21 protein-coding genes are annotated in these 24,980 nt (G+C 55.6%); 10 read left to right on the top strand and 11 right to left on the bottom strand.

The features are described 5' to 3' along the window. Positions 1-230: 230 nt before the first annotated feature. The 7 genes from M4NBBH2_RS00230 to M4NBBH2_RS00200 form a co-directional block, all read right to left on the bottom strand. Positions 231-1,649: a C69 family dipeptidase gene (locus M4NBBH2_RS00230; protein WP_116269236.1), complete on the bottom strand. Its 1,419-nt coding sequence runs from the start codon at positions 1,647-1,649 to the stop codon at positions 231-233. A gap of 146 nt (positions 1,650-1,795) precedes the next feature. Then, a complete protein-coding gene (locus M4NBBH2_RS00225) occupies positions 1,796-2,896 on the bottom strand; it encodes an amidohydrolase (protein WP_116269235.1) in 1,101 nt (366 codons plus the stop codon). Positions 2,897-3,008: 112 nt separating this feature from the next. Beyond that, a complete protein-coding gene (locus M4NBBH2_RS00220; protein ID WP_116269234.1) occupies positions 3,009-5,447 on the bottom strand; it encodes a cation:proton antiporter domain-containing protein in 2,439 nt (812 codons plus the stop codon). Continuing rightward, a complete protein-coding gene (locus M4NBBH2_RS00215) occupies positions 5,440-5,970 on the bottom strand; it encodes an NAD(P)H-dependent oxidoreductase (protein WP_022443275.1) in 531 nt (176 codons plus the stop codon). The genes M4NBBH2_RS00220 and M4NBBH2_RS00215 overlap by 8 nt, the downstream gene beginning before the upstream one ends. Before the next feature lie 121 nt (positions 5,971-6,091). Beyond that, positions 6,092-6,403, bottom strand: coding sequence for a DUF190 domain-containing protein (locus M4NBBH2_RS00210; RefSeq protein ID WP_116269233.1), 312 nt, complete (start codon positions 6,401-6,403; stop codon positions 6,092-6,094). Between the two features lie 14 nt (positions 6,404-6,417). Continuing rightward, positions 6,418-6,801, bottom strand: a complete 384-nt coding sequence (gene crcB, locus M4NBBH2_RS00205) for a fluoride efflux transporter CrcB (RefSeq protein WP_116269232.1) — start codon at positions 6,799-6,801, stop codon at positions 6,418-6,420. 180 nt (positions 6,802-6,981) lie between these two features. Then, positions 6,982-7,386 carry an OsmC family protein gene (locus M4NBBH2_RS00200; protein WP_049687175.1) on the bottom strand — a complete coding sequence of 135 codons (405 nt, stop codon included), beginning with the start codon at positions 7,384-7,386 and terminating at the stop codon, positions 6,982-6,984. Between the two features lie 205 nt (positions 7,387-7,591). Here M4NBBH2_RS00200 and M4NBBH2_RS00195 point away from each other — a divergent pair, with 205 nt between their 5' ends. Next, positions 7,592-8,752, top strand: coding sequence for a hypothetical protein (locus tag M4NBBH2_RS00195; protein WP_116269231.1), 1,161 nt, complete (start codon positions 7,592-7,594; stop codon positions 8,750-8,752). A 143-nt stretch (positions 8,753-8,895) separates the two neighbouring features. On the opposite strand, the gene M4NBBH2_RS00190 is transcribed toward M4NBBH2_RS00195, so the two are convergent. The 3 genes from M4NBBH2_RS00190 to M4NBBH2_RS00180 all read right to left on the bottom strand — a co-directional run bounded on the left by M4NBBH2_RS00190 (position 8,896) and on the right by M4NBBH2_RS00180 (position 12,743). Beyond that, entirely contained in the window at positions 8,896-10,446 is a 1,551-nt protein-coding gene (locus M4NBBH2_RS00190; RefSeq protein WP_116269230.1) for an FAD-dependent oxidoreductase, read from the bottom strand. Between the two features lie 216 nt (positions 10,447-10,662). Beyond that, the gene (locus tag M4NBBH2_RS00185; protein ID WP_116269229.1) at positions 10,663-11,469 is read right to left on the bottom strand and encodes an aldo/keto reductase; all 807 of its coding nucleotides are present in this window, start codon (positions 11,467-11,469) and stop codon (positions 10,663-10,665) included. Positions 11,470-11,723: 254 nt separating this feature from the next. Next, positions 11,724-12,743, bottom strand: a complete 1,020-nt coding sequence (locus M4NBBH2_RS00180) for a glycosyltransferase family 8 protein (protein WP_116269228.1) — start codon at positions 12,741-12,743, stop codon at positions 11,724-11,726. Between the two features lie 255 nt (positions 12,744-12,998). On the opposite strand from M4NBBH2_RS00180, the gene M4NBBH2_RS00175 reads away from it, so the two are divergent. The 8 genes from M4NBBH2_RS00175 to M4NBBH2_RS00145 all read left to right on the top strand — a co-directional run bounded on the left by M4NBBH2_RS00175 (position 12,999) and on the right by M4NBBH2_RS00145 (position 22,140). Beyond that, positions 12,999-14,105: a hypothetical protein gene (locus M4NBBH2_RS00175; RefSeq protein ID WP_116269227.1), complete on the top strand. Its 1,107-nt coding sequence runs from the start codon at positions 12,999-13,001 to the stop codon at positions 14,103-14,105. 87 nt (positions 14,106-14,192) lie between these two features. Continuing rightward, the gene (locus M4NBBH2_RS00170; RefSeq protein WP_116269226.1) at positions 14,193-16,442 is read left to right on the top strand and encodes an ATP-dependent helicase; all 2,250 of its coding nucleotides are present in this window, start codon (positions 14,193-14,195) and stop codon (positions 16,440-16,442) included. A gap of 35 nt (positions 16,443-16,477) precedes the next feature. Further along, positions 16,478-17,182, top strand: a complete 705-nt coding sequence (queC, locus tag M4NBBH2_RS00165) for a 7-cyano-7-deazaguanine synthase QueC (protein ID WP_022442964.1) — start codon at positions 16,478-16,480, stop codon at positions 17,180-17,182. 6 nt (positions 17,183-17,188) lie between these two features. Next, positions 17,189-18,259, top strand: a complete 1,071-nt coding sequence (locus M4NBBH2_RS00160; protein WP_116269225.1) for a glycosyltransferase family 4 protein — start codon at positions 17,189-17,191, stop codon at positions 18,257-18,259. A 237-nt stretch (positions 18,260-18,496) separates the two neighbouring features. Beyond that, on the top strand, positions 18,497-18,748 hold the full coding sequence (locus M4NBBH2_RS11760; RefSeq protein ID WP_170135087.1) for a hypothetical protein: 252 nt from the start codon (positions 18,497-18,499) through the stop codon (positions 18,746-18,748). Next, positions 18,720-19,967 (top strand): IS256 family transposase, encoded by a 1,248-nt coding sequence (locus M4NBBH2_RS00155; protein ID WP_116269216.1) that lies wholly within the window; start codon positions 18,720-18,722, stop codon positions 19,965-19,967. Before M4NBBH2_RS11760 ends, M4NBBH2_RS00155 begins: the two co-directional genes overlap by 29 nt. Beyond that, the gene (locus tag M4NBBH2_RS00150) at positions 19,939-20,991 is read left to right on the top strand and encodes an IS30 family transposase (protein WP_202973730.1); all 1,053 of its coding nucleotides are present in this window, start codon (positions 19,939-19,941) and stop codon (positions 20,989-20,991) included. The genes M4NBBH2_RS00155 and M4NBBH2_RS00150 overlap by 29 nt, the downstream gene beginning before the upstream one ends. A 384-nt stretch (positions 20,992-21,375) precedes the next feature. After that, complete coding sequence (locus M4NBBH2_RS00145) at positions 21,376-22,140, top strand: FadR/GntR family transcriptional regulator (protein WP_116269224.1); 765 nt, start codon at positions 21,376-21,378, stop codon at positions 22,138-22,140. A 343-nt stretch (positions 22,141-22,483) separates the two neighbouring features. On the opposite strand, the gene M4NBBH2_RS00140 is transcribed toward M4NBBH2_RS00145, so the two are convergent. Next, a complete protein-coding gene (locus M4NBBH2_RS00140; RefSeq protein WP_116269223.1) occupies positions 22,484-23,428 on the bottom strand; it encodes a LysR family transcriptional regulator in 945 nt (314 codons plus the stop codon). A gap of 145 nt (positions 23,429-23,573) precedes the next feature. Here M4NBBH2_RS00140 and M4NBBH2_RS00135 point away from each other — a divergent pair, with 145 nt between their 5' ends. Continuing rightward, positions 23,574-24,974, top strand: a complete 1,401-nt coding sequence (locus tag M4NBBH2_RS00135; RefSeq protein ID WP_116269222.1) for an amidohydrolase family protein — start codon at positions 23,574-23,576, stop codon at positions 24,972-24,974. Positions 24,975-24,980: the final 6 nt, after the last annotated feature.

Below are 24,980 nucleotides of genomic sequence, written 5' to 3'. Positions count from 1 at the left end.
TATACCGCCGGCACGATCGATTATAGGCGAATAGGTTTCAGGGATTAGGCCGGAATAGGTAATGATCAGAGCCGTGAGAAAAGATATACATCAATTGCGTCAGGGCATTGACTGAGCGGGGCTTTGGTGCTTTCAGGAGCGGAAACGCGGCTCCACCGCACTGACAGAAAAAAAGCCGGAAGGGGGGGACCCTTCCGGCCTTGGCATCAGTGAAGAGGAACGGAATTCAGTCAGGCCCCGTTAAACGGGAACTTCGCGCTGATCTTCCGGGTGAGGAGCGTCATCAGCTCGTTCTCAAGCGCGCGGGCCCGGGTGAGAGCATCTTCGAGAATCCGATCTGACTCGAGCTGCAGGAAGCGGTCAGCTTCTTCAGCACTCTTCTCTACGAGCGCGGCGTAGCGGATCTGGATCCGGTTCACGCGCTCTTCAGCCTCCCGCTCCCAGGCGTCCCACACGCGGCGGACAATCGGCTCAAAGGCGCGGTAGTCCGTCATGGCGAGCGTCTGCACCTTCCGGAAGGCCCAGCCGGCTGAGACACTGTCCGCGTCGTGCGTTCCAATGCCATACGCCTTCGGGAACCACTTGGCTCCCTGGAAGACCGGGACAAAGACGCCAAGAGACGGCATTCCCCAGGACACCCAGGTCACAGCGCCGACCGCGAGCGGCAGCCAGGGTTTCAGCTGCAGAATGTGGCTCTGGCTGCAGCGGAAGACCGAGATCGGTCTCCAGGCGGTGTGCGGGTTATCCGTCTGATAGGGATCGGAATCCGTCCCTTCATAGCGGTTCCGGAGACCGGACGCGATTGAGGTGAGTGTGAGTTTGGACTCCGGCTTCACGAAGACCGGGAAGGTGAGGTCCTCCTCAGGCTTCAGACGGAGAGACGGGCAGTACTTCTCGAGAAGCACGCGGTTCCGGGCGAAGTTGTAGTACGTATCCCGGGCGGTGTTCTCATCCACGTAAGCCTTTCTCACGTTGAAGGGACGGACACCGGTTTTCCAGAGACCGTTCTCTTCCGCGAACGAAATGAGATCCGGGGAGCCAAGGCAGTTTTCGGTATCTTCCGGGTCAAACTCCTGGAGTCTCGCGTGATTCGCTGTGACATAGCAGGCATCGTCCGGAAGCCGCACCGCAGCCCAGCGGTGACCGGAACAGGTTTCGAACCACCAGATTTCCTTTGAGTCGACAAAGGCGACACCGCAGCCCTCACCGGCACCGGCAGTCTCTACCTGTTTCCCGAGCAGCAGTACGCCTTCGCGCGCTGAATGGATAAAGGGGAGAACGGAGTCTTCGAGCGAATCCTCGATCACACCGGTTTTCGGGAGATAGGGGTCGATCGCGAGTGAGGCAGCGCTCGCGAAGATCGTTTCTGTCGCGGTGATGCCGACGCCCGCTTCGTTAAAACCGGCTTCGCCCTCGGATGCGCCGTCCGTCGCGGAGTCTGAGACCGAAAGGTACGCGAGTGACTCAGGCGGCAGAGGCCAGGTGAAGTCATTCCGGAAGGAGCGGAAGACAGCTCCTTCAGCGTTTTTCATTGCCGGGTGATACACGAGACGCTTCGCGTCATCCGGTGAGCAGTCTTCGTTCCGCGAAATATAAAGCGCGCCGTCCTCAGTCGCTTTCGGACCGGCAAGGATCGTGGTGCAGGGCATTCAGTTTCACCTCGAATTAAGTAAAAAAACAGGTGAAAACAGTTTAGCCGCAGAGGGCTGAGCCGGAAGGGATTCGGGGCAGAAAAAATCCGGCGGCTCGGGCTCCCGAACCGTCGGATCTGACCGTTATGATGAAATCTCAGCGATTAACCGAGATGCCGGAGCGCGAACTTCACGAAGACCGCGGCGCCGAGCGGCAGAAGCTTGTCATCAAACGTCATGTTCTGCTTATGAAGCCCCGGCGTTACGCCGACACCGACGCCGAAGTATCCGTTCTTCATCTCAGGACGCGCGATCTTATAGAAGTGGAAATCCTCACCGCCTCCGCCGCAGGCCGGGGCAAGCTTGTCGTCACCGGCCACCTCGCGGATGCATTCAGCGAGTTCATCCGTGATTTCGGGGTCGTAGTTCGCGGCAGGGCAGAGCGTCGCGAATTTCACTTCAACCGTGGCGCCGAACGCGGCGGCGGAGGATTCAGCCGCGCGGCGGACTTCCTCGATCAGCTGCTTCATGAGCTCCGTTGTCTGAGCCCGCATATCTATCCCGAGGTGAGCGGAAGCGGGGATGATGTTGAGGGCGCCGTCATTCGCGTCAAACTGCGTGGGTTTCACGGACCAGGCCATATTGGGCGGCAGCTGAATCTGGGAAATCGCGTTCACGATTGCCGTGCCGACATAGATCGAGTTGATGCCGAGATGCGGGCGGGACGCGTGGGCGCTTTTCCCATGGATATAAATGTCGCAGGGGCAGGATGCCGTGTGGTTCACCGCGGGGCAGAGCGTCCCGACTTCGAGGTCCTGAATCGGGCGGACATGAGCTCCAACCAGGTAGTCGACGCCGTCAAGCACACCTTCCTTGATCATCACATTCGCGCCTTCCAGCGTTTCCTCTGCAGGCTGGAAAAGCAGTTTCAGCTTGCCCTTTTTGATATTTCCGACGAGGCGGCTCGCAGCTTCAAGAAGCATTGCCGTGTGGCCGTCGTGCCCGCAGGCGTGTATTGCCGTTTTCTTTCCGTCAACCTCAAAGGGGAGAGCGTCCATGTCAGCACGCAGCATGACGGTGGGGCCAGGAACGCCGGAATCAATGACGCCGAGGACACCATTCGTGTTTCCAACCCGATGAGCCTCAACGCCGATTTTTTCAAGGTGATCGAGAACGTACTGCGCGGTGTTTTTGGTGTTGAGTCCCAGCTCGGCAAGCGGATGAAGCTCGCGCCGCAGCTCGGTGGAATTGAAAATTTCCGTCATGAGAAGCGTCTCCTCCAAATAAGTGACTGCAGGGAGAGGCGGCCGCGTACCGCGCAGACCGCCTTTATTTCAGCCCTGAATCATACCGCCCGGGAGGAAGACAGAAGAGAGACTAGGCTTTTCCGTTCTCTTTCGGGGCCGGGGTTTCCGTGTCCCCCTTATAAATCCGGAAGTAGTCGGATACGGGGAGCTCCTCGGGGTTCGGCGGCGGAGCCTTTGCGGCTTCCTTCGCAATTTCCTTCAGCGCTTCTTCCTGAGCCTTCTTCGCGGCAGCGGATGCCGGATCAAGCGTGTCTTCAGCCGGAGCGTCAGCCTTCGGAGCCGCGGCATCGGATGCCGGAGCGGTTTCTTCCGGGCTCTTATCCTGCGGCTTGGTGCCCGCGGCAGGCGCTTCTGCGGAAGGTGCGGCCGGCTGCGTCTCTGAGGCAGGCACCTTTTCCGGTTCCGCTGCCGGTTCGGACGGCGGGGTGACCGCCGGCTTTTCCTCTTCGAGAGGCGGCCAGGCAGCGAGAGCATCCTCCCGCATGGAAGCCTGTTTCTTTTCCTGAGCGGGATCTGCGGGAGCGGGTTCCGCGGGTTTCTCGTCAGATGAAGGCGCTCCGGTTTCAGGCATCGGCCCCGGAGTTTCCGCGAGATGCATGGATCTCGAGCGGATCGCGGCGATTCGCTCCCGGCGATAGGTCCGGATCTGTTTCATCACGGATTCAAGCGTCTCATCGTTTGAACGGTAGGCCGCGACAGCCTGATCAATATCGCCCCCGGTGTCCACCATTTCCCGGATGAGTTTGACGGTGTAGCGTCTGAAAATATCGCCGATTTCGCGCGCTTCGTAGGGCGAAAGCACATTCAGTCTCACAAGGCACGAGCGGGCAGCTTCGATCGCGGGCTCAAAATTGACGAGGTACCCCTCGATATCCTTCGCGAGGAGTTCGAGATGATTTTCGATCGTTGATACCTGAGCAATGATGTGCAGGTGCGGGAATGCCTCGCGGGCGAGATCCGCGATCTTTTCTGTCATCCCGCCGGGGCCGACGGCAATGACGAGGATCTTCGCTTCATCAGCGCCGGCGGCCTTTAGCAGGGCGAGCTGGCTTGCGTCACCGTAGTACACCTTGGTGCCGAAGTGTTTTGCCTGCCGGATGCGGTCCGGATCATTATCGATAATGGTCGGCGTGATCCCCATGGCAACAAGCATTCGGGCAACGATCGCGCCGAAATCACCGTAGCCCGCGATGATGACAGAGAGATCCGGAGCCGCGGCGAGTTCCTCACGGTCATCCTCCTCATCATCAAGCCGCTGGGCCCGGCGCTGGAGCCACTTGGACGCGAGCTGCATCAGGATCGGTGTCGTTCCCATCGAGCAGGCGACAGCCACTGTGAGAATGGCGGCCCACGAGTTCGAGAGCACGCCCTGCCCTTGGGCGAGGGAGAAGACGACGAACGCGAATTCACCGCCCTGGGAGAGCGAGACCGCGAAATTCATTTTGTTCGCGATGCCCTTCAGCCGCATCGCGAAGGCCAGGACGAAAAGCATCCCGGTCTTCACAATCAGGAGGATCGCAAGAGCGAGGATCACTTTCACCGGCTCCGACATGACGAGATGCATGTCGATACTCATGCCGACGGTCACGAAGAAGAGACCGAGAAGGAGCTGCTTAAAGGTCGAAATCTCGGCTTCCAGCTGGTGCCGGAAACCCGAGCTGCCGAGAAGCAGACCGCCGACAAAGCCGCCCATGGCGGACGAGAGCCCTGCGGCCTGCATGATCCAGGCGGAGCCGACCGTGAGGAGCAGCGCGAAGGCCGTGAGCATCTCACGCGCGCCGCTACGGATCGTGAACCGGAGGAAGGGCACAGTGAGGAATCGGCCGACACCCACCATGAAGATAAGGGCGATCGCGGCGCGGATCAACGTGTCAACCGCGCCGGGGTTTGCCGCGCCGTTTGAATCCGAACTCCCCATCGTGAGCGCGAGCACCGGAATCGCGGCAATCAGCGGGATCGAGGCGAGATCCTGAAAGAGGAGAATCGAAAAAGCCTTCTGCCCCACGGGCTGCCCCATCATGCTGCGGGATGAGAGCTCCTGCACCGCCACCGCGGTGGAGCTCATCGCGAGCGCGAAGCCTGACAGCACGGCGACCGGCCACGGCATTCCCGCGAGATCGAGGAGCAGCGCGAAGGGAAGCGCGCAGAGGATCATTTGAAGCGGCCCCCCCGCGAACACCGGCAGCTTCATTTCCCAGAGACGCTTCGGATCGAGTTCCAGACCGATCAGGAACATCATGAGCACGATCCCGAACTCGGCGAAATTCATGATCGTCTCGACTTCTTCCACGAGGCCGAGACCATAGGGACCTACCACGATACCGGCGAGCAGGTACCCGATCATGGTGCCGAGACCAACCCGGGACATGATCGGAACGAGGATCACCGCGGCGATCAGCGCGAACGATATACCCGCCGCGATGGAGTTTGTCGGGGGAAGGAGCGCAGAGGCGTGCGTCAGGAACCCGCCCCAGAATTCAAGGAGCTTCGACCAGGCGAGTTCAAACATGGTAGGACTCCCAGTCAGCGATGCGGTCAGCGAGCGAATCGATGATTGAAGAGAACTGCTCGGGGGTGAGCGGCTGCCGGGAATCGATAATCTCGGGATCGAGCCACTTCGCGCCGCAGAAGGTCCACATGCGGCGGATCGGGGCCTCAACTTCGGAGATTTCCACTTCCCCCGGGAATTCGCCGTCGCGGTACCCGGTGCCGAGTGACGGAATCCAGAGGACCCCTTTTCCCTTTACGGCATCGCCTCCGTTTCCATAGGCAAAGCCATAAGCGAGCACTTCATCGAACCACTTCTTCAGAAGCGCGGGCACGCTGTACCAGAAGACCGGGTGTACGACGAGGATAAGGGACGAATGAGCGACTGCTTTCCTCTCTTCCCACAGATCTATTGAACTGTCAGGGTAAAGGTCATAAAGCGCCCGGATATCCATTTGAGGGAATTGTTCTTTCAATCCCTCAAGCAGCGGGATGCTGATTACAGAGAAACGGGGATAGGGGTGCGCGAGAAGAGCAGTGATCATCAGTCAGTCGATATAGGGTAAAAAGTCCAAAGAAATGAAAGGTGAGGGCGATATTTTACGGGAAAACCCACAGCCTGTGGAGCCTTTTCGTTCCTATTTAAAGTACTGATAGAGATATTTGTTACAAAATTCCGAATTCGATCGGTGTTTTCACACAGAAAACACCGAGATTTTCAGACCGGATCCGCTCGATCAGGCGTTCCGCGTCCGCTTCTGTAACGGCCACGCGGACTTCGACGCTCTGCTCGCCGGACTCAAAGAAAGACGCGCTTTTAAGCCATCCGTCCCGGCCATAGCCTTCCGCAGCCGGGAAAAGGGTTGCCCCCGGAATCCCGAGACTCTTCGCGGTTTCGAGAATCCAGTTCCCCATGGGACGGCCGTCCTTTCTTCTGCTCTGCTCAGTGAAAAACGAAATCTGATATCCCTTCTGCATGGACAGCTCCTTCTTTAAAGGTGACGAAGCATGGCAATGGTGCCCATGCCGGCCAGCGTGGCGATAAGGGATCCGCCGACATGAACGCAGACCTCCATCGCGGCGAGCGTGAATTCGCCCCGCGTGAGGAGAGTCACGGTTTCAGCGGAAAACGTGGAAAACGTGGTGAGACCGCCGCAGAACCCCGTGACGACGAGCAGCCTCCACTCGGGTGACAGTTCAGGAAGCGCTGCGAAGAACGCGATAGCGGCGCCGATCACGTAGCCGCCGATCAGGTTCGCAGCGAGTGTTCCCGGCGGGATGGCAGGGAAGAGGCTGTTCAGCCAGAGCCCGAGCGCCCAGCGGAGAACGGCGCCGCACCCGGCACCGAAACCGATCACAAGAATGGAGAGCAGCAAGATTCAATATCCTTTGAGAGACGCAGTTAAGCGCCGGGCGCTTAACCGCGCGGAAAATCTGTCTACAGTAATGATTTTATGCCCGGTGAGACTGGCGGCGGATAGCAAAAAAGCGCAGGGATCACATCCCTGCGCTTCTCAGCAGCATCCTGGCAGATGCCGCGGCAGATTCAGACCGTGTTACGGCCAGAGGATTTCGACCTTCTTATCGATCTTATCGGAAAGGGCGAGACCGACCGGGCAGGCATCGGCGTACTTCTGAATCACTTTCTTCTGGCTATCCGTGTATTCAGCCTGCGGCATGCGGATCGTGAGCGTAATGGAGGCAATGCGATGGGGACGTTCCGCCATTGTGCAGTCGCACTCAGCGGTGGCACCCTTCGCATCAGCGCCGTTCGCTTCAGCCGCGTAGGCAATCATCGTAAGCGTGCAGCCCGCGAAGGCACCGAGCAGTCCCTCCACCGGGTCATAGGATTCGCCGAGCCCGTCAGGTTTCCCCTGATCAAAAGTCAGACGGCCGCCAGAGCGGGGATTTTCCGCTTCAACACGCTTGTTTCCAACGTAACGGGCAACGATATCAGCCATAAATGCAGCTCCTTAGAGAGATAAAAAGAGGAGAAAAAGCTGAGGGTCAGGAACCGACAGACTCTCCCCTATAATGCAACCGGCGCGCCGATGGAGTATTCCTTCGCGGCGCAGGTTTACTGATAACTCTAAGCATACGGCGTTGCAGAAAAAACGTGAGGCAGATTCCCCCTCTTCCTCAGACGCCAGGAATAAGGAGCAAGTGATGGACGCGGCAAAGACTCTTCAGGGCACTCCGTACTGCGACTGCCTCGTTATTTTCGACCCCGAATCCGACCGGAGTGTCGAAATGGCCGGTGTCTGGAGCGAGGCGGCAAGAAACCTCGGCGCGATTCCTGTCTGCCGTCCGCTCGAGGATCTGGAGGCGGGAGAGCTTGCCGGAAACCGGCTGTCCGCCGGCGGCTGCCTCACTGACGCCCTGATTCTTTCTGAAATCCGGGGCTACAGCGCGCCGACTCTCGATCTGCTTCTTAATTTCGTGATTTTCGGCGGTGCGATTGCGGCTTCGGGTCCCAGACTTTCCGGCTCTTCCGCGATCCGGAATGCGGAGGGACGGAACTCGTTCACCGTCCGATCCGAGATCGCCCGGGTGGAGCAGTACACGAGCCGCGCCGATCCCTGGGATGAGATCAACGCGGATCTGCTTCAGAAGGGGATTCCGTCACTTCGCATGCGGCGCCCGGGATTCTTTTCGGAAACGGCGATCACCCGGGTTGAAAAGGGTGTGTCGCTTGATCTGTCATCCGGGCGTGAAGTCTGGCAGATCGAGCTTTCACCGGATGAGCCGGGCTGGGACGGGATTCTGAGACTCCCGTTCCCCGCGAAATCGATCAGGGCTCTCACGGAAGAAACGCTTGAACTCGGTTCCGCGATTGGTCCCGTTCTGATGGCGAAGATCACGCGTCCCGCGGTGATTGAGGTGACGGCCGCGGATACACCCGAGCGTTTCCCCGCGGCGTCAGAAGAGGGATGGTGGGTGAAGCGGGGAGAGGAACCTGATGCGCTGCTTTCAGCCTCTCAGGACTGGGACTCCTCTGCCGGCGAAGGCCCGCTTCTCTACAGCACCGAGGCGGATCGATCGGACTTCCCTCCGGTGCCTGAGGGCGGCACGCTGATGCTCGACCTCGGGAACTCTGCCGGGCAGCTCGCGCTCGCGCTGAACGGAAAACTTCTGCAGCCCGCTCAAGGGAGCGATGGGACGATTTTCCCGGTGAATCCGAAGGACATCCAGGATAAAAACCAGGTCCGGATCGCGGTGAAGCGGACGAAGGAAGACGCGGGGACAGAGGATCACACGGTCGGCATTTTCTCGCTTCCTGACTGGCAGGTCTCAGAGGCGGGTCAGATGACCGCGTTTACGATCTGAAACCGATTCTGACCGCCTGATCTGTGCAGGAGGTCCCGGATATCAGAGAAAACAAAACGCCCCCGGATTCCTTTTGGAATCCGGGGGCGGCTGCATTCTTCCAGCCCGGGAGAGGGCGGGGGAGCCGCAGCGAGGAGAGACTGTTACTTCGCGATGTTTTCGCCCGCGACCATACCGAAGGTCAGAGCGTCAAGCACAGCGACCGTTCCGAGGCGGGATGCGCCATGGACACCGCCCGTGATTTCGCCGCCGGCGTAGAGGCCCGGAATCGGCTGGTGGGTCTTCGAGCTGATCACCTGAGCCTTGGTGTTGATCAGGAGGCCGCCCATCGTGTGATGGATCTTCGGAGCCACTTCAACGCCGTAGAACGGGGGCTTCGAGATGTTGAGGCCGTTGTTGAACTTCAGAATACGGTGGAAGTCCTTATCCTCACCATCCTTCACGAAGCCATTGAAGCGCTTCACTTCCTCAAGGAACGCATCCTTCTTGATGCCGAAGTGATCAGCGAGTTCAGGCAGCGTCTGAGCGACAAAGACGGTCTTCGCGGCGAGCGGAGCCTTCACGAAGGACGGGTTGATCGCGTGAACGATAGCGTCGTCGCAGATGGCGATCGGGTAGTTCTTATCCGTGCCGATCACTTCGAGTTCCGCGTCGCTCTTGATCTTGCGGCCGGCGTGTTCATCCATGAAGCGCTTGCCGGTCTTCTTATTCACCACCATGCCGAGGTCCATGCAGGCGTGGTTCGTGAAGTTCACCGTCACGCCGAAGCCGTCCTCATGCGGGTTGCAATAGGGGAGGAACTGCAGCCAGGAGATCTGAAGCGGGGTAGCGCCGATTTCGAGAGCCTTCAGGAGCACGCCGGCAGTGGCGCCCGGCTGGTTCGTGGAGTCAGTGGACGGCACAACGCGCGGATCCTGGACCTGACGGAACCAGATGTCGCGGGAGAAACCGCCAGCCGCGAGCATCACAGCGCGGCGGGCGCCGTAGACCTTACGCTTGCCGGTCTTATTCTCGACGTCATCGCTCGCGAGATTGCGGTTGAAGCGATAGCCTTCGCGGCAGACAACACCCACCACGCGGCCGTCCTTATTCATCACGAAGTCGTCAAACTTCGTGCGGCTCTGCATCTTAACGTTCTTCAGCTTCGAGAGGGTTTCATACATCGGGACGATGTACCCGGAGCCGGAACCAGCCTTGATTTCATAGGAACGCGGAACCGAGTGGCCGCCTTCAAACAGCATCTTGTTCGGCACGAATTCAGCGCCGCAGTCCTGAACAAACTTCACCGTGTCGTTGCAGCGGTCAACGAGAACGTTCAGCAGTTCGGTGTGGTTGATGCCGAGGCCATCCTTCAGGCAGTCCTTGATGAAGAGCTCGCGGGAGTCCTTGATGCCCTGAGCCTTCTGAACCGGATTCACCGGGCAGGCCATGTTGCCGCCGCAGATCGCGGAGTTGCCGCCGAAGACGCCCATCTTCTCAATCATGAGAACGGAAAGGCCTGCCTTGGCAGCCTTATAAGCGCAGGCCATGCCGGCGAAACCGGAGCCCACGACCACGACGTCATACGTGGCATCAAACTTGGTGTTTTCAGCCGAAACAGCGGCCTGAGCCGTGAGCGGCGCAGCGGCAACGGCTGCGGCAGCGGCGGTGCCGGCTTTCAGAAGATTTCTGCGGCTAGTTTCCATAGAACCCATGATTTCTCTCCAGAAAATTGATGAGCGGCTGGCTGCGTACGTCCAACCGATGATGGAAATATAGCACTTTGGTCCTAAAAATCAAGACTAAAGTCCTAGTACTTTAGTTTATGTTTTCCCTGAGTTGTTTTTTGTGGCCGGAAATACGCAGAAAAGCCCGGTCTGAACAGGTATTTGTTCAGAAACCGGGCTTCGGGGAGCCTTCTGTGGCCGCGTTCAGTAATTCACGGTATCGGGGTCTAGCCCCGTGAAGGCCGTGAGCGGCAGTCTGTCGATCGCGCGCATTTCGTCCAGCGGCAGCGTGAAGTCAAAGATCGAGGCATTTTCCTCGATATGGGCTTTCGATGTGCTCTTCGGAACTGGCACCACCCCGTGCTCAAGCGCCCAGCGAAGGGCAACCTGCGGAACCGTCTTGCCGTGCTTCGCGGCGATGCTCTGAAGGAGCGGATCCTCCATCAGCGCGCCGCGCCCGAGCGGTGCCCAGCCCAGCACCTTCATGCCGTGTTCGTGCGAAAAGCGAAGCGCCTGGAACTGCGGGTAGCCGGGATGAAATTCAAGTGAATTCACCATCGGCGTGATTTCCGCGCGGGCAAGGAGCGGCACAAGATGGTGTGGGAGGAAGTTGCTGACACCGATCGCGCGCACAGATCCGTCGCGGTACAGCTTCTCAAGCGCCCGCCACGTTCCCGCGTTGATCGCCTGGCAGGTAATCGGCTCTTCATGCGTCGCGGGCCAGTGAATCATGTAGAGGTCGAGGTAAGAGGTGCCGAGAAGCGCCGTGCTTTTCCTGAAGGCCTCCAGCGTTTTCTCGTACCCCCGGTCCGCGTTCCAGACTTTGTCGACCAGAAAAAAGTCACTCCGGGGAACACCGGAATTCCGCATGGCGATGCCTACGGCACGCTCGTTCCCATAGATCGACGCGGTGTCGATCAGACGATAGCCGGCATGAATAGCGTCGCTAAGCGAATTGAGGAGCGCGTTGCCCTCCGGGACCTGCCACGAACCAATTCCGAGGCAGGGCATTCTGACGCCGTTCGATAGCTGAATTGTGTCTGCTGGCGACCTGAGCACGGAAGAGACCCTGTTAGAGAAGACAAAAGCGGATTGGCCGCCCCGGAGATTCAGACCGCAATACGAGGAGGCTATTACCACTATCGCCCCATTTTAGGGGATGAGGTATGCGCTTCATCAAAATCGCCAAATAAATCCTTTAGATGCGGGATGGCCGCATGAAGTAGGAATTTAATTCCTTCGGATTATTTCTTCTCCGTTTCAGGTCAGAAGCGGGAGAAGAACCGGTAACCGTACTTGGCGGCTGACTCCCGATGGCTTTTAGAGATAGGGGACAGCAGACAGTGGTAGCAGAACTTCAGCAGATCATCCCGGTGATGAACATTCGCGGCCGCGCGAAGCTTTTCATAGAAAGGCGTTTCCTTGGCAGCTTTCCACCACTTGTCGTGATAGGGATAGAGTTTGGAGCGCCAGGGCTTTTCCGCGGTGGTGTAGTGAATGACAACAGGAGACTGAAGCGCGGACTCAATCGTGCGTCTCAGAGTCCGGTCACCGATCAGCGGGGGGAGCTTCGGCCAGGTGTGCACCGTGAGGTTATAGCGGATATCGAGCATCCGAACCCGGGTGTTCAGAATGATATTGAGGCAGTCCTGATCCAGCATTGGGAGGTTTCTGTGCGCCAGTGTGTCAGAAACCTCTGCGTTAAACGCCTTCGCGTCGATATTTCGGGGATAAAAAACCACCATGCCGGCATTGAAATACTTTTCCGGGTATTTCAGATGCAGAGTGGCATTCTGTCGGTCAATGTCGTTTTTCCCATAGGAACGTGAGAAAGTCAGGCTTTCAGGCACACAGGCCGCGGGCTCATCTCCCTGCGCGGGCTGAAGGAGAGGATCAATGTCTCCAGCCACGATTGTGTCAGCGTCCAGATAGAGAACAGTCTGGTACTCCTGGCAGAGTGTGGGAATCAGCATCCGATAGTAGGTCGCGATAGGCCAGTTGCCTTTTCCCCGAAAACTGTTCCCGGGAAAGTAAGCGCTTACTGCTTCAGCTACGTTGATAAAGCGTAATGAAATATTCTGAGGACACTGTCGGCGAAGTTCCTCTTCACTCTCTGCTGGCAAATCGACATGGAAGCAAAGGACATCTCGTTTTTTCCCGGATGCCTGGTCAATCAGCGACTGCAAAGCTACCGAGAAATACGGGACAAAACGTTTGTCAAACGTATAGACGATGCACGAATTTACGTCTGGGAAAGCTTTGGGGATAGAGGTGATAACAGACATAACAGTGAAGACATTCCGGGGAATTGGAGCCGCCCGGCATCCATCCGGGGAAGCGCTCTGAAGATCCGTTATTCTACGGCATCAGAGAGGGCTCCTCGCCATGGTTTACCCGGCGCAGAGGCGAATGAAAATTGCCAGTCCGGCAATTGCCGGCACGGGTCTGCTTGAAAAATCAACCGGACTATACGACACTCTACCGATAAGACGGAATATCAGCAGTTATGAGCCTCATTCGGAGGCGGAAGGAGGGGAATCGTGGGAGATACGTTTTTTTGGATCGCCCTGGGCGTGGTACTGGCGGTGGTTCTTGCGATTCTCATTATCCGTCGGGTGAGGCGCGGTATCCATGCAGTGCAGGGAGCGGCAAAAGCGGAAAGCTACCGGCCGTCCCGCGACCGGGTCCGCGTCGGGAAACGTCCGGTGCCCGCGGTTCCGAAAAAGACGGTTAAGCCAAAGCCGGTTTTCAGGGGACCGCTCGGTCCCGCGCTGATCGCGTTTGGGTTTGATGATCCTGCCGGTTTTATCACGCTCTTCACCTGTCAGCCAATGAGGACAGGATCCCTTGGGGCGTTTACACCTATCACGGGCGCACTTCCCGATATCCGGATTCCCTTCGCCTGGCAGCTCGGTGCAGCCTCCGGGATCGGTGACAGGGGAAAGAACTCGGACCGGGCTTATTTTGAATTCGCCTATCCGCCAGAAGCGACCCCGGAACAGGGAAACGCCGTGCTCGCAAAACACGCTTCTGACCCTGTGACTCAGATTTTCTGGGATAAAAACGGAAAGATGATCCGAAAGAGCGCTCTGCCGCCCGAAGACTCTTGTCAGATGACAGACGCGATCCCCAAAGTGAAAAGCGTGCTTTTCACTAACCGGCTGCTTCCCGCTCTCCGCCGGGTTTGCCTTGAAGAGTCCACCCGTTTCAAAGGCCTGATTGAAGCATCGCCCGATGTGCCGCCAGAGTGGCGTGAGAAAGCCTCACGCCTTGAAGCGTTCGCGAAGCAGGGCGAAATGCCGCCTGAAGAGAAGCTTCGGGCTCTGATGGATGGGGAAAAGTCACTGCCGCCGAAATTCCGGCTGCCGCTTCTTCGCGTGGCGGTCCCCTTTCTGATCGCGGCCGGTATCCCCTGGAGTGAGGCCGTGACGCTCCTCTCCCGCATTGCGGATGATGAGAGCGGCGCCAATGGGGCTCCGGCGAAGCATCTCAGCACGTTCCTTACCCGGGTAGCGGCTTTTAACGGCCATCTGCCGAGGTTTGGCGCCGAGGTGGATGAGACGGGCCGCGTGACGCAGCTTTTCTGCTACGAAGAAAAAGATCTGACAGGCGCACCTCCGGCAGCCGCCCGGAGCTCTTTAAAATAAACAGGTTATCTGAACAATGCCCTGACTCAGGATGCCGTACACGGTCTGTCCTGACCGCTTATCTTTTCCTCAGAGGAATTTCCCGCTTTGCAGCAAGCTGAACTGAACCCCGAGCAGCGCCTCGCCGTTGAGACCACGGAAGGCGCGGTCTGCGTGATTGCAGGTCCCGGTGCCGGTAAGACGCGGACACTGACGAGCCGCTATGTCTATCTTGTGCGCGATCTCGGCATCAATCCGCAGAATATTCTCTGCGTGACCTTCACGAATAAGGCGGCCCAGGAGATGAAGGCCCGGATCCGCGCGATGACAGGGGATCTCGATCTGGGGCAGATCTGTACCTTCCACGCCTTCTGCGTCCGGTTCCTGAAGGACGAGGGCTATGTGATCGGTATCCCGAAGGACTTCATCGTGATCGATGAAGAGGATGAGCTTGAGCTGCTGAATGAGGTATACGAAACCTTTGGGATTCCCGGAAATCTCATGAAGTTTTCGGCCGCGATGGATGTGATCGGAAACTTCAAGGACGACTCCAATTACATCCGGGATCTGGTGCTGACATCCCCTGAGTCGCTTCGGGAGAAGGCGCTTCAGTCACCGGATATCTCGGATAAGGTTTTCTACGGCTACCTTTGGGCTGAGCGGAAGATCTTCGGACTCGACTTTGATGATGTCATCTGGGCGGCCTTCTATATCCTGGACCACTTTCCGTCCGTGAAGCAGAAGTGGCAGGAACGGCTTCAGTACGTCATGGTGGATGAGTACCAGGACGTGAGTAACGATCAGGCGGCGCTTGCCAATATTCTTTCCGAACTGAATGGCAATCTCTTCGTGGTCGGTGATCCGGATCAGACGATCTACACCTGGCGGGGGTCTTCCCCTGCGATCATGCTCCGGTTTCCGAAGAGTCACAAAAACTGCCGCACGATCAAGCTGATGCAGAACTACCGGTCGCTCCCCGCGATCATCGGCGCGGCAAACTCGCTGATCCGCCATAACCGGGACCGCTTCCCGGTGGAAGGCGTGCCGATCCGGCGTGACGCGGATCCCGCGAATCCGAGCCTGGTCGTTTTTGACGGCGAAAAGACTGAGAAAGAGTCACTCGCCTGGTTCGTCAAGGCGCTCCTCCATCTTCATAAGGCGGGCCGCGGCTGGGAAGAGTTCGCGGTGCTCTACCGCTCGAGACAAAGTTCGCGCGCCGTTGAGGAAGCGCTCGTCCGAGCCGGTATCCCGTATCGGGTGTGGTCCGGTGTCGCTTTCTACGCGAGACGCGAAGTGAAGGACTCGCTCTGCTACATGCGGATGCTGACCCGGGGGGACGACGCGGCGTTCCTTCGTACGGTGAATTCTCCCAAGCGGGGATTCGGCCCGAAGAAAGCGGATGCCCTCAAAGTTCTTGCGATGCGGGAAGGTATCTCGTACTACGAGGCACTGAAGCGCCACATTGACGAGAAGCCTTTCAACACGAAGGCGATCCGGGAGTATGTGGCGGTCATTGAGAAGGCGCGCGCGAGCGCTGCCGCCCGCAAGGTGAGTGATGTCTTCAATCTCATCATGGCGGACTCGGGGTACGAGGCCTCTCTGCAGCTCTCGGGCGAAGATGAGCGTCTCAATAATCTCGCGGAACTCAGGCAGGCAATCGCGAACTACGAGAGTGACGCGGATGATCCGACGTCGCTCCCGGAATTCCTTCAGCGGGCCTCAGTCTTCGCGGAGGATATCGGAGAGCAGAAGGGGCCCGCGATGAAGCTGATGACGATTCACGCGGCAAAGGGGCTTGAGTTCCCGGTTGTGTTCCTTTGGGGATTTTCAGAAGGTATCATGCCGAGTTCCCGCACGAGCACCATGGAAGAGATGGAGGAGGAACGCCGGGTCTGCTATGTCGGCATGACCCGCGCGAAGGATCTTCTGATACTCTGCCACTCTCAGGGAACGAGTGAGGCCAGCACTTTCCGTTATCCAAGCCGGTTCTTTTTTGAGCTTGACCGGAATCTCGTGAAGCTGGTACGCCCGCTTGAACCGGGGTTGGAGGAGAGCGCGAAGGAAGCCCTGATGTATAAGGACAAGTTCCTTACAGGGGAACCGCTTGAAAGCAGCTCCTGGCGTCCCGGTGACCATGTCAGACACAAGGTGTTCGGAGACGGGGAAATTATTGCTGTCGCGAAGTCAGGTGCCATGACGATCCGGTTCCCGACGCTCGCGACTCCCCGGACTCTGATGGCAGGGGCGCCTCTTGAGCGGATTTCGACGGCCGGGGCACCGACCGTCGCGGACTCATCCTTTTCAGGAGCTCCGGTTCCCGAACCGTCCGCTGAGCCGGGCGTGAAAGATCAGAAGTAAACGAAACAGATTCCAGCAGCAAGGAGATTTAGCGAATGTCACGGACCGCAGTGGTTCTTTTTTCCGGCGGACAGGACTCGACCACGTGTCTTGCCGCCGCGCTGAAGCAGTATGACGCGGTGTACACCGTCGGTGTCGATTATGGACAGCGTCATCGGGTTGAGCTTGAGTGCAGAGAGCGGATCCGCGCAAGGATCGAGTCCATTCTTGGCACGCATTCCCTGAAGGATGATCTGCTTCTCGACCTGAAAGCCTTCGGACAGCTTTCCGACTGCGCACTGACGAAACCCGAAGCGATTGAGATGAACGAGAAGACTCATCTTCCGACCACCTTTGTCCCCGGGCGGAATCTGATTTTCATCACCTATGCCGCAGCGTATGCCTGGAAGCTTGGGGCGGAAGCGATTTTCACGGGTGTCGGCCAGGCGGACTACAGCGGGTACCCGGATTGCCGCGAGAACACGATGAAAGCGCTTGAGCTCGCGATTGATCTCGGCATGGAAACGAGTCTCCGGATTGAGCGGCCGCTGATGAACCTCTCGAAAGCCGAAACCTGGAAACTCGCTGAGACGATCGGTGGCGACGCGCTCGTCAGCTTTATCCGTGACGAAACGCATACCTGCTACGAGGGCGATCACACGCACTTTCACGACTGGGGCTATGGCTGTGGGAAATGCCCGGCCTGCGTTCTTCGTGAAAAAGGCTGGGAAGAGTACGTCGCAAACCTTAAAGGACGGTAACCCCTTATGCGGATCGGGATCATCACAAATAAGTTCGCCCCGTCGGGCGGCATGGAACGCTACGCCCAGGATGTGGTGCGGGAGCTTCTGAGACAGGGGCACGAGATCACGGTTTTCACCAAGAAAGCTGATCCGGCGCTCGATCTCGTGCCGATGGTAGAGCTTATTGTCTGCCCGCTCAGTTTCCTGCCGAATAAGATTCAGGATGAGTCATTTAACTGGTGGCTGAACCGTGAATGCCCGAAACGCGCGCTCGACTTTATCCTCAGCTGCTCAAGAACGGATGCGGGCGATGTTGTGGCCTGCGGCGGGACGCATATCGGATTTCTTCACGATGCCGGACGGACTCCCACCTTCTTTGATCGCCGGGCGATCAGACTGGAAACGCGGTCCTTTGAGCGTGCGAAGCTCATCATCGCTCACTCGCAGAAGATGGCGGGAGAAATTGAGGACTACTACGGGATACCGGGTGAAAAGATCCGCGTGATCTATCCTCCGGTCGATACCGAGCGTTTTACTCCGGTATCAGCAGAGAAAAGGCTTGAACTGAAGCGGTCTTTCGGTCTGCCGGAGGATCGGATTGTGTTCCTTTTCCCATCCTCAAGCCACGAACGGAAAGGGTACCCATTCCTGTCATCCTTCTTCGAGTCCACTGATCTCCCGGTCCACCTTGCGGTGGTTGGGCGCCCAATCCATAACGAGGGTGAGAACATTTCGTACCTGGGGTACAGCAGGGAAATTGAAAACTGCTATCGGGCGGCCGACTATACGATCATGGCGTCCCAGTATGAGCCGTTTGGGCTTGTGGGTATTGAAAGCCTGCTCTGCGGCACCCCGATCGTGATGACGGACGAGACCGGATGCTGCGAGGTGGTGACTTCGCCCGCTGTGACCGCTTTCAGGAAAGGGGATTCAGCAGATCTCGCGGCCAAAATAAAAGAGATTGTCACCCGGGGAGCAAAGCCTCTGACTGAGTCAGAAGTCACGCAGAGTCTTCGGTATGATCCGCATTTGCAGACCCATGTGAAGCTCCTGCTGGATGCCTGGAGGCGCCGGGGGAAGAGTCCTGGCGTCTGAGAAGACGAGATTCTCATCGGATCCGGGGAAAGGGGGCCTTAGAGGGTTCCCTTTTTTTTGTTGTTCCCTCTCATTTCGCAGATGATGTAATAATCGATGGAGGGTTATTTATTAGGTGCTTTCCCTAATATAACTAAGAACGAAAATTACACGAATTAAATATGTTATTTGTTTTCAATATATTGAAAATTAAACGCACACAGAAATTAGTTCCGGATTCCAGTAAAAACAGGATTAATGCATTACCGAAATTTACAACTTAATCCGTACAACATTTTTGCAGGGCGAATTATCACTTCAAGTGCAAAGCCTGAGAAAAGAATAGTGGCCCATAAAGCTTCCATAATAGAGATTGTCAAGATAACTATAGAGGGAGCTCATGAGCCACTATCATCATCTTACGAGGGTGAGGAAAATTTTGTGGGTGACTCTGAGATAATTGCTCTTGGAGGAGCCTCAAATGAAACGAAAGACAGACCCCTTGGATAGTGTTGCAGGACAGATTTTAGAAAACGCCAAGAAATCCGGGCTTGAGATTAATACCGCAGAGGATGCGGAAAATCTTATGGCCCATATGCTCGGTCGGCTGCTGACTCAAATGCTTGACGGTGAAATGACCAATCATCTCGGTTACGAAAGAGGCGGTAAACGTGTCACCGAAAATGAGCGTAACGGGCATAGTTCGAAAACCCTCAAATCGTCCAGCCTTGGAAATATCCGTATTGACGTACCCAGAGACCGCAAGGGAGAGTTTGAGCCGAGGGTCGTTCCTAAGCATAAACGCCAGCTGGCGGGGTTTGAGGACAAGGTTCTGGCCTTGTACGCCAGAGGGCTCTCAACCCGGGAAATTCAAGGCTTTCTCTATGATGAATACGGTATGGAGACCAGTGCCGAATTTATCAGCGATGTTACGGACGCCATCCTTCCTGAGGTTGAAAAATGGCAGAACCGTCCTCTGGATCCGTTTTATACAACTGTTTTCTTTGACTCTATTCGAGTCAAAATCCGAGGTGATAATGGCATTGTTACCCCGAAAGCGGTCCATCTTGCCTTGGGCGTAAACGCCCAGGGCCGCAAGGAAGTTTTGGGGATGTGGGTCGCTGATAACGAAAGCGCAAAATATTGGCTTAAGGTCTTCACTGAACTCAAAAACAGGGGGGTGTCTGATATTCTGATTGCTGTCACAGACGGACTCAAGGGAATGAAGGAGGCGCTTGAAGCTGCCTTTCCCAACACTCTGCTGCAGACCTGCATTGTTCACCTGATCAGGAACAGTCTGAAATTCGTCGGATATAAGGATTACAAGGCCGTAGCCGGCGCGCTGAAGCCCATTTACCGGGCCGTAAACGCGGCTGATGCGCGGAAGGAACTGGACGCTTTTGCACAGTCGGAACTGGGGCTCAGATACCCTTACATCGCCAAACAGTGGATCGATTCCTGGGATAAGGTGATCCCCTTCTTTGATTTTTCCCCAAATATCCGCAGACTTATTTATACAACCAATGCCATAGAGAGCCTTAATCGGGATCTAAGAAAAGTAATTAAGACCCGAGCTGCTTTCCCTACTGAAACGGCTGCTTTGAAACTTCTCTTTCTGGCAATCCGGAAAGTAGAGAAAAGATGGGTGCGGCCTTCTCCATACTGGAGTGCCGCTATGAGAGAATTGGTTGTGCTATTTGGTGACCGAATCACCCCCTACATCGATTAACCTTGAACGAGCCGCCCACAAAAAATTACACACCCTCCATCTTACTCTTCGGGACAGAGTATTTATTTCGGCTTTAACGATTTCAGGCAAATCCCTGTCTGAAATTGCATGTGCGATTGGGAAAAATGTTTCTACGATCTCCCGCGAACTGAAGCGAAACAAGGCTGTATCGGCCCAGGATGGGGCTTCAGCTGCCTATGATCCCTGTGCCGCGCAGGCCCGATATCAGAGACAGAGAAAGCATTGCGGAAAGAGAAACATTCTGAAGTCTGACTCGTTGCTGACAAGGATTGTCTCAAATCTGCTGGTTAAGAAATTCTGGTCTCCGGAGCAGATTCAATACCGTCTCAGAAAGGAGCTGCCGAATCTAAGGATCAGCGCCACGACAATCTACCGAGGAATCAATTCTGGCTTTCTGGATCGCTTTGTGGATGGCCGAAAGATGTCCCGACACCTGCGACACCACGGTAAAACGCGTCACCGTAAAGGCATGACCGAGAGGCGAGGAAAGATCCAGATCACTCACAGCATTGAAGAGCGACCCCTGGAAGCTCAGAACAGATCTCGCCTGGGGGATTGGGAAGGCGATACCGTCATCGGAAAAAAGGGCGGAGCCTGCCTCACGACTCTGGTCGATAGGAAGTCCGGCTTTCTCTGTGGCGGGAAAACCGCTTCCAAGACTGCGGCCGATGTGTCTGCCGTAATTGAGAAATCTCTGTCAGATAAGGATCTGCGTACGATTACCGTAGATCGCGGAAAAGAATTTTCCTGGGCTGAAAAACTGGAGAAAGATCTCAGAACCAAAGTGTATTTCTGCTTGCCTCATCATCCATGGGAGAAAGGAAGTAATGAAAATACAAACGGACTTCTTAGAGACTTTTTCCCAAAAGGAATGAGTATCGATAAAATTTCTCAGGCAGAAGTTCAGAAACGGTTCAATGCTCTGAATTTCAGACCCAGAAAACGTCTCAATTGGAAGTGTCCGGCTGAAGTCTTTTATTCAGTAACTTTGCACTTGATTTGATAATTCACCAGACATGAAATAATGAAGTTGTAAGGAAGCAGTGAGATTTTCAGCTAAGTTTTCACGTCATACACATAAAATTTTGAAATACTGAAAGTTTTTCATACTGCCAACACTTCAGTGAAGATCAGGGAGCTTCCGCCTGAAGAAAATCAAAATTGGTTTTGAAAAATCGGAAAAAATAAATATTTGTCAGTTTTTTTCTAAGTTTCATAGCTCCTTACCTGATGACAGCCACCGACTTTTCGGGGTAAAATTCTTTGCCCTGCGATGAGACGATAAGTGTCGTTCCCGGTCATCAGAGCAGTTTTAATACTTTACAAATTAATATTACAAGTTTAAAAAATAATTCCCGCTTGTCTGTAAGACAAGAAAGGAAATGCCATGACTAAACCTGCCCCCTCACTTGGCAACTACGTATATCAGCAGCTGCTCCAGCAGATCTGCGTAGATAACCTGTATGCGATCGGTGCGAAGCTTCCCCCCGAAGAGAGGTTAGCTAAGGAATTCGGCGTGTCGCGTCCGGTTGTGCGTATTGCCCTTGCCCAGCTGCGTACCGAAGGCATCATTCAGTCCCGCCAGGGCTCCGGATCCTATGTGATCCGCACGAGTCAGGGCGCCGTGAAGATTGATCAGGTCGATAACTGGAGCGATATCAACCAGTTTTACGAATACCGTGCGCATTTGGAAAGCGAGATCGCAAGACTCGCGGCTGAACGCGCGACAGCGGAAGACCGCGAGCGGATCCAGAAAGCCTATTACCACGTGGTGGACGACTACTATAAGAACACCACCGGTGAGGCCTCCAAGGAAGAGGAAAGCGATATGGACCGCGACTGCGCGTTTCATCTAGCAATCGCCGCGGCTGCTCACAATCATTTCTACTATGAGAGTCTGGAAAGGCTTCTCTCTGAAATGAAACAGAGCATGTTCCTGATTACAAAGATCTTTGAAGCGCATAAGAAGCGTCATGTTGAGATTCTGACCGAAGAACATGGCTGGGTTCTCAATGCAATCCTTTCAGGTAATGCCACGCAGGCGAGCGCCGCAATGCTCCTCCACATCCAGAACGCCCGCGATTCGATCATGCCGAATAAGCAGGCGGCTCAGGTTCAGGGGCTGACCGAAAGGACCTCTGTCCTCGCTTAACAGCGTCATCATCCGCAAGTACAGAAAACCTCTCTTCGGAGAGGTTTTTTTGTGTATTAAAAAAACATCTTTTAGTACGGCGTTCAACTTATTAAAAAGATGTTAAGTTGTAAAATAAAATATAAATAAAAATTACTAATTATTATTAATATCCGGTTAAAAATTGATGAAAGATCAAATTAAAGCGTGTTTTATTTAATGCTGTAAAACAACTTATTTGTATTTAATGTCTAATACCCTGTTATTAAACAATTAATTGTTGTTTTTCCGAATCAGTGAAAATTATGCGGCTGAGGCTCCCGGCTACCTATTTGATCTCAAAGCAAGAATTTTAGTGCCTGTATCAGAGCCATTCGGCATCTTTCTGTTCATCTTCCGGAAGGTTCAGAACCTCTGTCACAGTCCGATAAAAAAGCTTGGTCGGTGTGGAAACATAGCGGCCATGTTTCTTTACGAGGCAGAGGCGGCTTTCGTGAAGTTCACTGCCAAGGGAAAAGAGAGCCAGGGGAAGACTGAGCAGTTGTTCTTTTATGGTTTCAGGGACCAGCGCAGCGCCGACACCAGCCGCGACCAAGGCAGGAACCGTTGTGATGGATTGGTTTTCTAGCGTCACCCGGGGTTCTATCGAAAACTTTCGGCAGAGTGACTCAAAGTAGTTATGGAATGCCTGCCCCGGTTTCATGATGATGAACGGTGTATCCCGCAGTAAGGCAAATGAAATTTCGGGAAGCGGGAATTGGACTGGATGAGGCTGATTTCTGGCAAGCGGGTGGGTGAGCGGAAGAGCGACCCAGACGGCTTCGTGGGTGACAACTACGGAATCGAGTTCAGAAGTCACCATCGGCGACACAACAAAACCGCAGTCCACGGCACCGGATGCGACAGCATCTGCAATTCCTTTCGTGGTTCCTTCTGTAATCCGGAGCTGGATCTTGGGAAATCGTCTCGCGAATTCCGGAAGAATCCGGCTGAGAATGGTTTCAGACCGGTAAGGAGTGGAGCCAATCAGCAGTTCGCCAGCCGCTCCCCCCTGAAGATCCTCAAGATACTGCTCGCGCTCGCGTCGGATTGCGTCAATTCTCCTTTCTGTTTCCAGAAAGTACCGGCCTTCCGGCGTTAGCACCCAGGGTGACTGCGATCGGTCGAATATCGTAATGCGGTGTTCCTCTTCAAGGCGTTTTACGAATTGGGAAAGCGAAGGCTGAGCAATGAAATACTGGCGGGAGGCCTCCGCAATGGAGCCAGTTTTAAGAATCGCCTCTAAATGATGAAGAATTCGGCTTCGCATGAAGAGAACTCCTGAAAGGAATGAATTAGGAAGTGTCCTAATTATTCCTCATATAAAAAGTATTAGCCAAAAGAATTAGCTATCCCTAGCATTTCTCAAATAAAACAGTCGGGAAGAACCGCAGTGTCCCGTAGAGGAAGAGAAAATGCTGGATTTGCTGATCAAGGGCGGTCGTGTTGCTGATTGGAAGAACCATACCGATCGCATCCTGAACCTGGGGGTTCAGGATGGAAGGATTGCGTATTTGGGGACTGACGTTCCGGCAGCCGCTCGGATTATTGAGGCATCAGGGCTGATTGTCATTCCGGGTGTTATCGATAGTCATATGCACGCGAGTTCCTGGCTCGGGGGAAGTTCAGCATTTCGCATGATGGCTAAGGCCGGTGTCACGACCGCGATGGAAATGGCGGGGCCCCTTGAAACGGTCTTTGAAGGCATGAAGCGGGAAGGGGCGGGGCTCACGATCGCGGTGCTGCAGCAGCTGAAGCCGGGGCTCAATATTTCAGGAACAGATCCCTCGGATGACGAGCTGAAACGGGCGATCCAGGAGTCTCTGGAATCCGGTGCTTATGGGGTGAAACTTCTTGGCGGGCACTATCCCATGACCCCGGACGCGATGAAGCGCCTGATCCGGATCTGCTGCGACTCGTATACCTTCCTCGCTATCCACGCGGGTTCAACCGAGCATGGTTCCAATCTTGAAGGGGTCCGGGAAGTTATTGCGGCAGCAGAAGGCCGCCCGTTTCATCTTGCCCATATCAACGCATACTGCCGCGGCAATGTCGAGCCGCTTGAGGACGAAATCCGGGAAACCGCAGACCTTCTCAGCCGTCACCCTGAGATTGAGACCGAGTCCTACCTCTCTCCTATCAACGGCTGCAGTGCCAAATGCCGGGATGATGTCCCTGAGAGCGGTGTTACGAGGTCATGTCTGAAAAGCCACGGGTATGACGTCAGCGCAGAAGGCATTCTGAAGGCCGTAGCAGACGGTTATGCCGCGGTCCACGAAGTGGTAGATGGATTTGTCACGCTGGCATCCCCTGAGAAGGGAATTGAGATCCTGAAAGCCCGCGGTATGGATGTGCCGGTGAGTTTCAAAGTAAACCCGGCTTTATCGCGTTTCTATTTCGCTACGCAGAAGAAGCAGGATGGAACCTTTCTCGTCAATTCCTTCTGTACCGACGGCGGCGGAATTCCCCGAAATGTCATCCTGAAAAACGGGCTTCTGCTTGTTGATTTCGGGGCTCTCACACTGCAGGAATTCGTTCTGAAGTCGAGTTACGAGACGGCCTGCCGCCTGGGGCTGACATCCAAAGGTCACTTTTCGGCCGGTGCTGATGCCGATATAACGATCGCGGATCCGGTATCAAGAGAAGCCGTGTCGACCTTTATTTCCGGACAGCCTGTGCTTGAGGAAGGAAAGGTCGTGGCGAGAGGCGGAACCATCGTGACGACACCTGACGGAGCGGATGCGGTACGGAGGTTTGGTCTCCCATCCAGGGTAGTGGATGTCAGAACGCTGCTTAAAACCCGCTGGAATCGCTGAAAAAAG

Origin of the sequence: Mesosutterella multiformis (assembly GCF_003402575.1) — a bacterium.
Classification (GTDB): domain Bacteria; phylum Pseudomonadota; class Gammaproteobacteria; order Burkholderiales; family Burkholderiaceae_F; genus Mesosutterella; species Mesosutterella multiformis.
The sequence above is the reverse complement of the archived record's forward strand: the minus strand, read 5'-3'. Positions and strand labels throughout refer to the sequence as shown.

What these genes read in the sequence shown, in the direction of transcription:
- M4NBBH2_RS00230 (WP_116269236.1), bottom strand. Translation starts at nt 1,649, where the DNA reads ATGCCCTGCACCACGATCCTTGCCGGTCCGAAAGCGACTGAGGACGGC.
- M4NBBH2_RS00225 (WP_116269235.1), bottom strand. Translation starts at nt 2,896, where the DNA reads ATGACGGAAATTTTCAATTCCACCGAGCTGCGGCGCGAGCTTCATCCG.
- M4NBBH2_RS00220 (WP_116269234.1), bottom strand. Translation starts at nt 5,447, where the DNA reads ATGTTTGAACTCGCCTGGTCGAAGCTCCTTGAATTCTGGGGCGGGTTC.
- M4NBBH2_RS00215 (WP_022443275.1), bottom strand. Translation starts at nt 5,970, where the DNA reads ATGATCACTGCTCTTCTCGCGCACCCCTATCCCCGTTTCTCTGTAATC.
- M4NBBH2_RS00210 (WP_116269233.1), bottom strand. Translation starts at nt 6,403, where the DNA reads ATGCAGAAGGGATATCAGATTTCGTTTTTCACTGAGCAGAGCAGAAGA.
- M4NBBH2_RS00200 (WP_049687175.1), bottom strand. Translation starts at nt 7,386, where the DNA reads ATGGCTGATATCGTTGCCCGTTACGTTGGAAACAAGCGTGTTGAAGCG.
- M4NBBH2_RS00195 (WP_116269231.1), top strand. Translation starts at nt 7,592, where the DNA reads ATGGACGCGGCAAAGACTCTTCAGGGCACTCCGTACTGCGACTGCCTC.
- M4NBBH2_RS00190 (WP_116269230.1), bottom strand. Translation starts at nt 10,446, where the DNA reads ATGGGTTCTATGGAAACTAGCCGCAGAAATCTTCTGAAAGCCGGCACC.
- M4NBBH2_RS00185 (WP_116269229.1), bottom strand. Translation starts at nt 11,469, where the DNA reads ATGCCCTGCCTCGGAATTGGTTCGTGGCAGGTCCCGGAGGGCAACGCG.
- M4NBBH2_RS00180 (WP_116269228.1), bottom strand. Translation starts at nt 12,743, where the DNA reads ATGTCTGTTATCACCTCTATCCCCAAAGCTTTCCCAGACGTAAATTCG.
- queC (WP_022442964.1), top strand. Translation starts at nt 16,478, where the DNA reads ATGTCACGGACCGCAGTGGTTCTTTTTTCCGGCGGACAGGACTCGACC.
- M4NBBH2_RS00160 (WP_116269225.1), top strand. Translation starts at nt 17,189, where the DNA reads ATGCGGATCGGGATCATCACAAATAAGTTCGCCCCGTCGGGCGGCATG.
- M4NBBH2_RS11760 (WP_170135087.1), top strand. Translation starts at nt 18,497, where the DNA reads ATGCATTACCGAAATTTACAACTTAATCCGTACAACATTTTTGCAGGG.
- M4NBBH2_RS00155 (WP_116269216.1), top strand. Translation starts at nt 18,720, where the DNA reads ATGAAACGAAAGACAGACCCCTTGGATAGTGTTGCAGGACAGATTTTA.
- M4NBBH2_RS00145 (WP_116269224.1), top strand. Translation starts at nt 21,376, where the DNA reads ATGACTAAACCTGCCCCCTCACTTGGCAACTACGTATATCAGCAGCTG.
- M4NBBH2_RS00140 (WP_116269223.1), bottom strand. Translation starts at nt 23,428, where the DNA reads ATGCGAAGCCGAATTCTTCATCATTTAGAGGCGATTCTTAAAACTGGC.
- M4NBBH2_RS00135 (WP_116269222.1), top strand. Translation starts at nt 23,574, where the DNA reads ATGCTGGATTTGCTGATCAAGGGCGGTCGTGTTGCTGATTGGAAGAAC.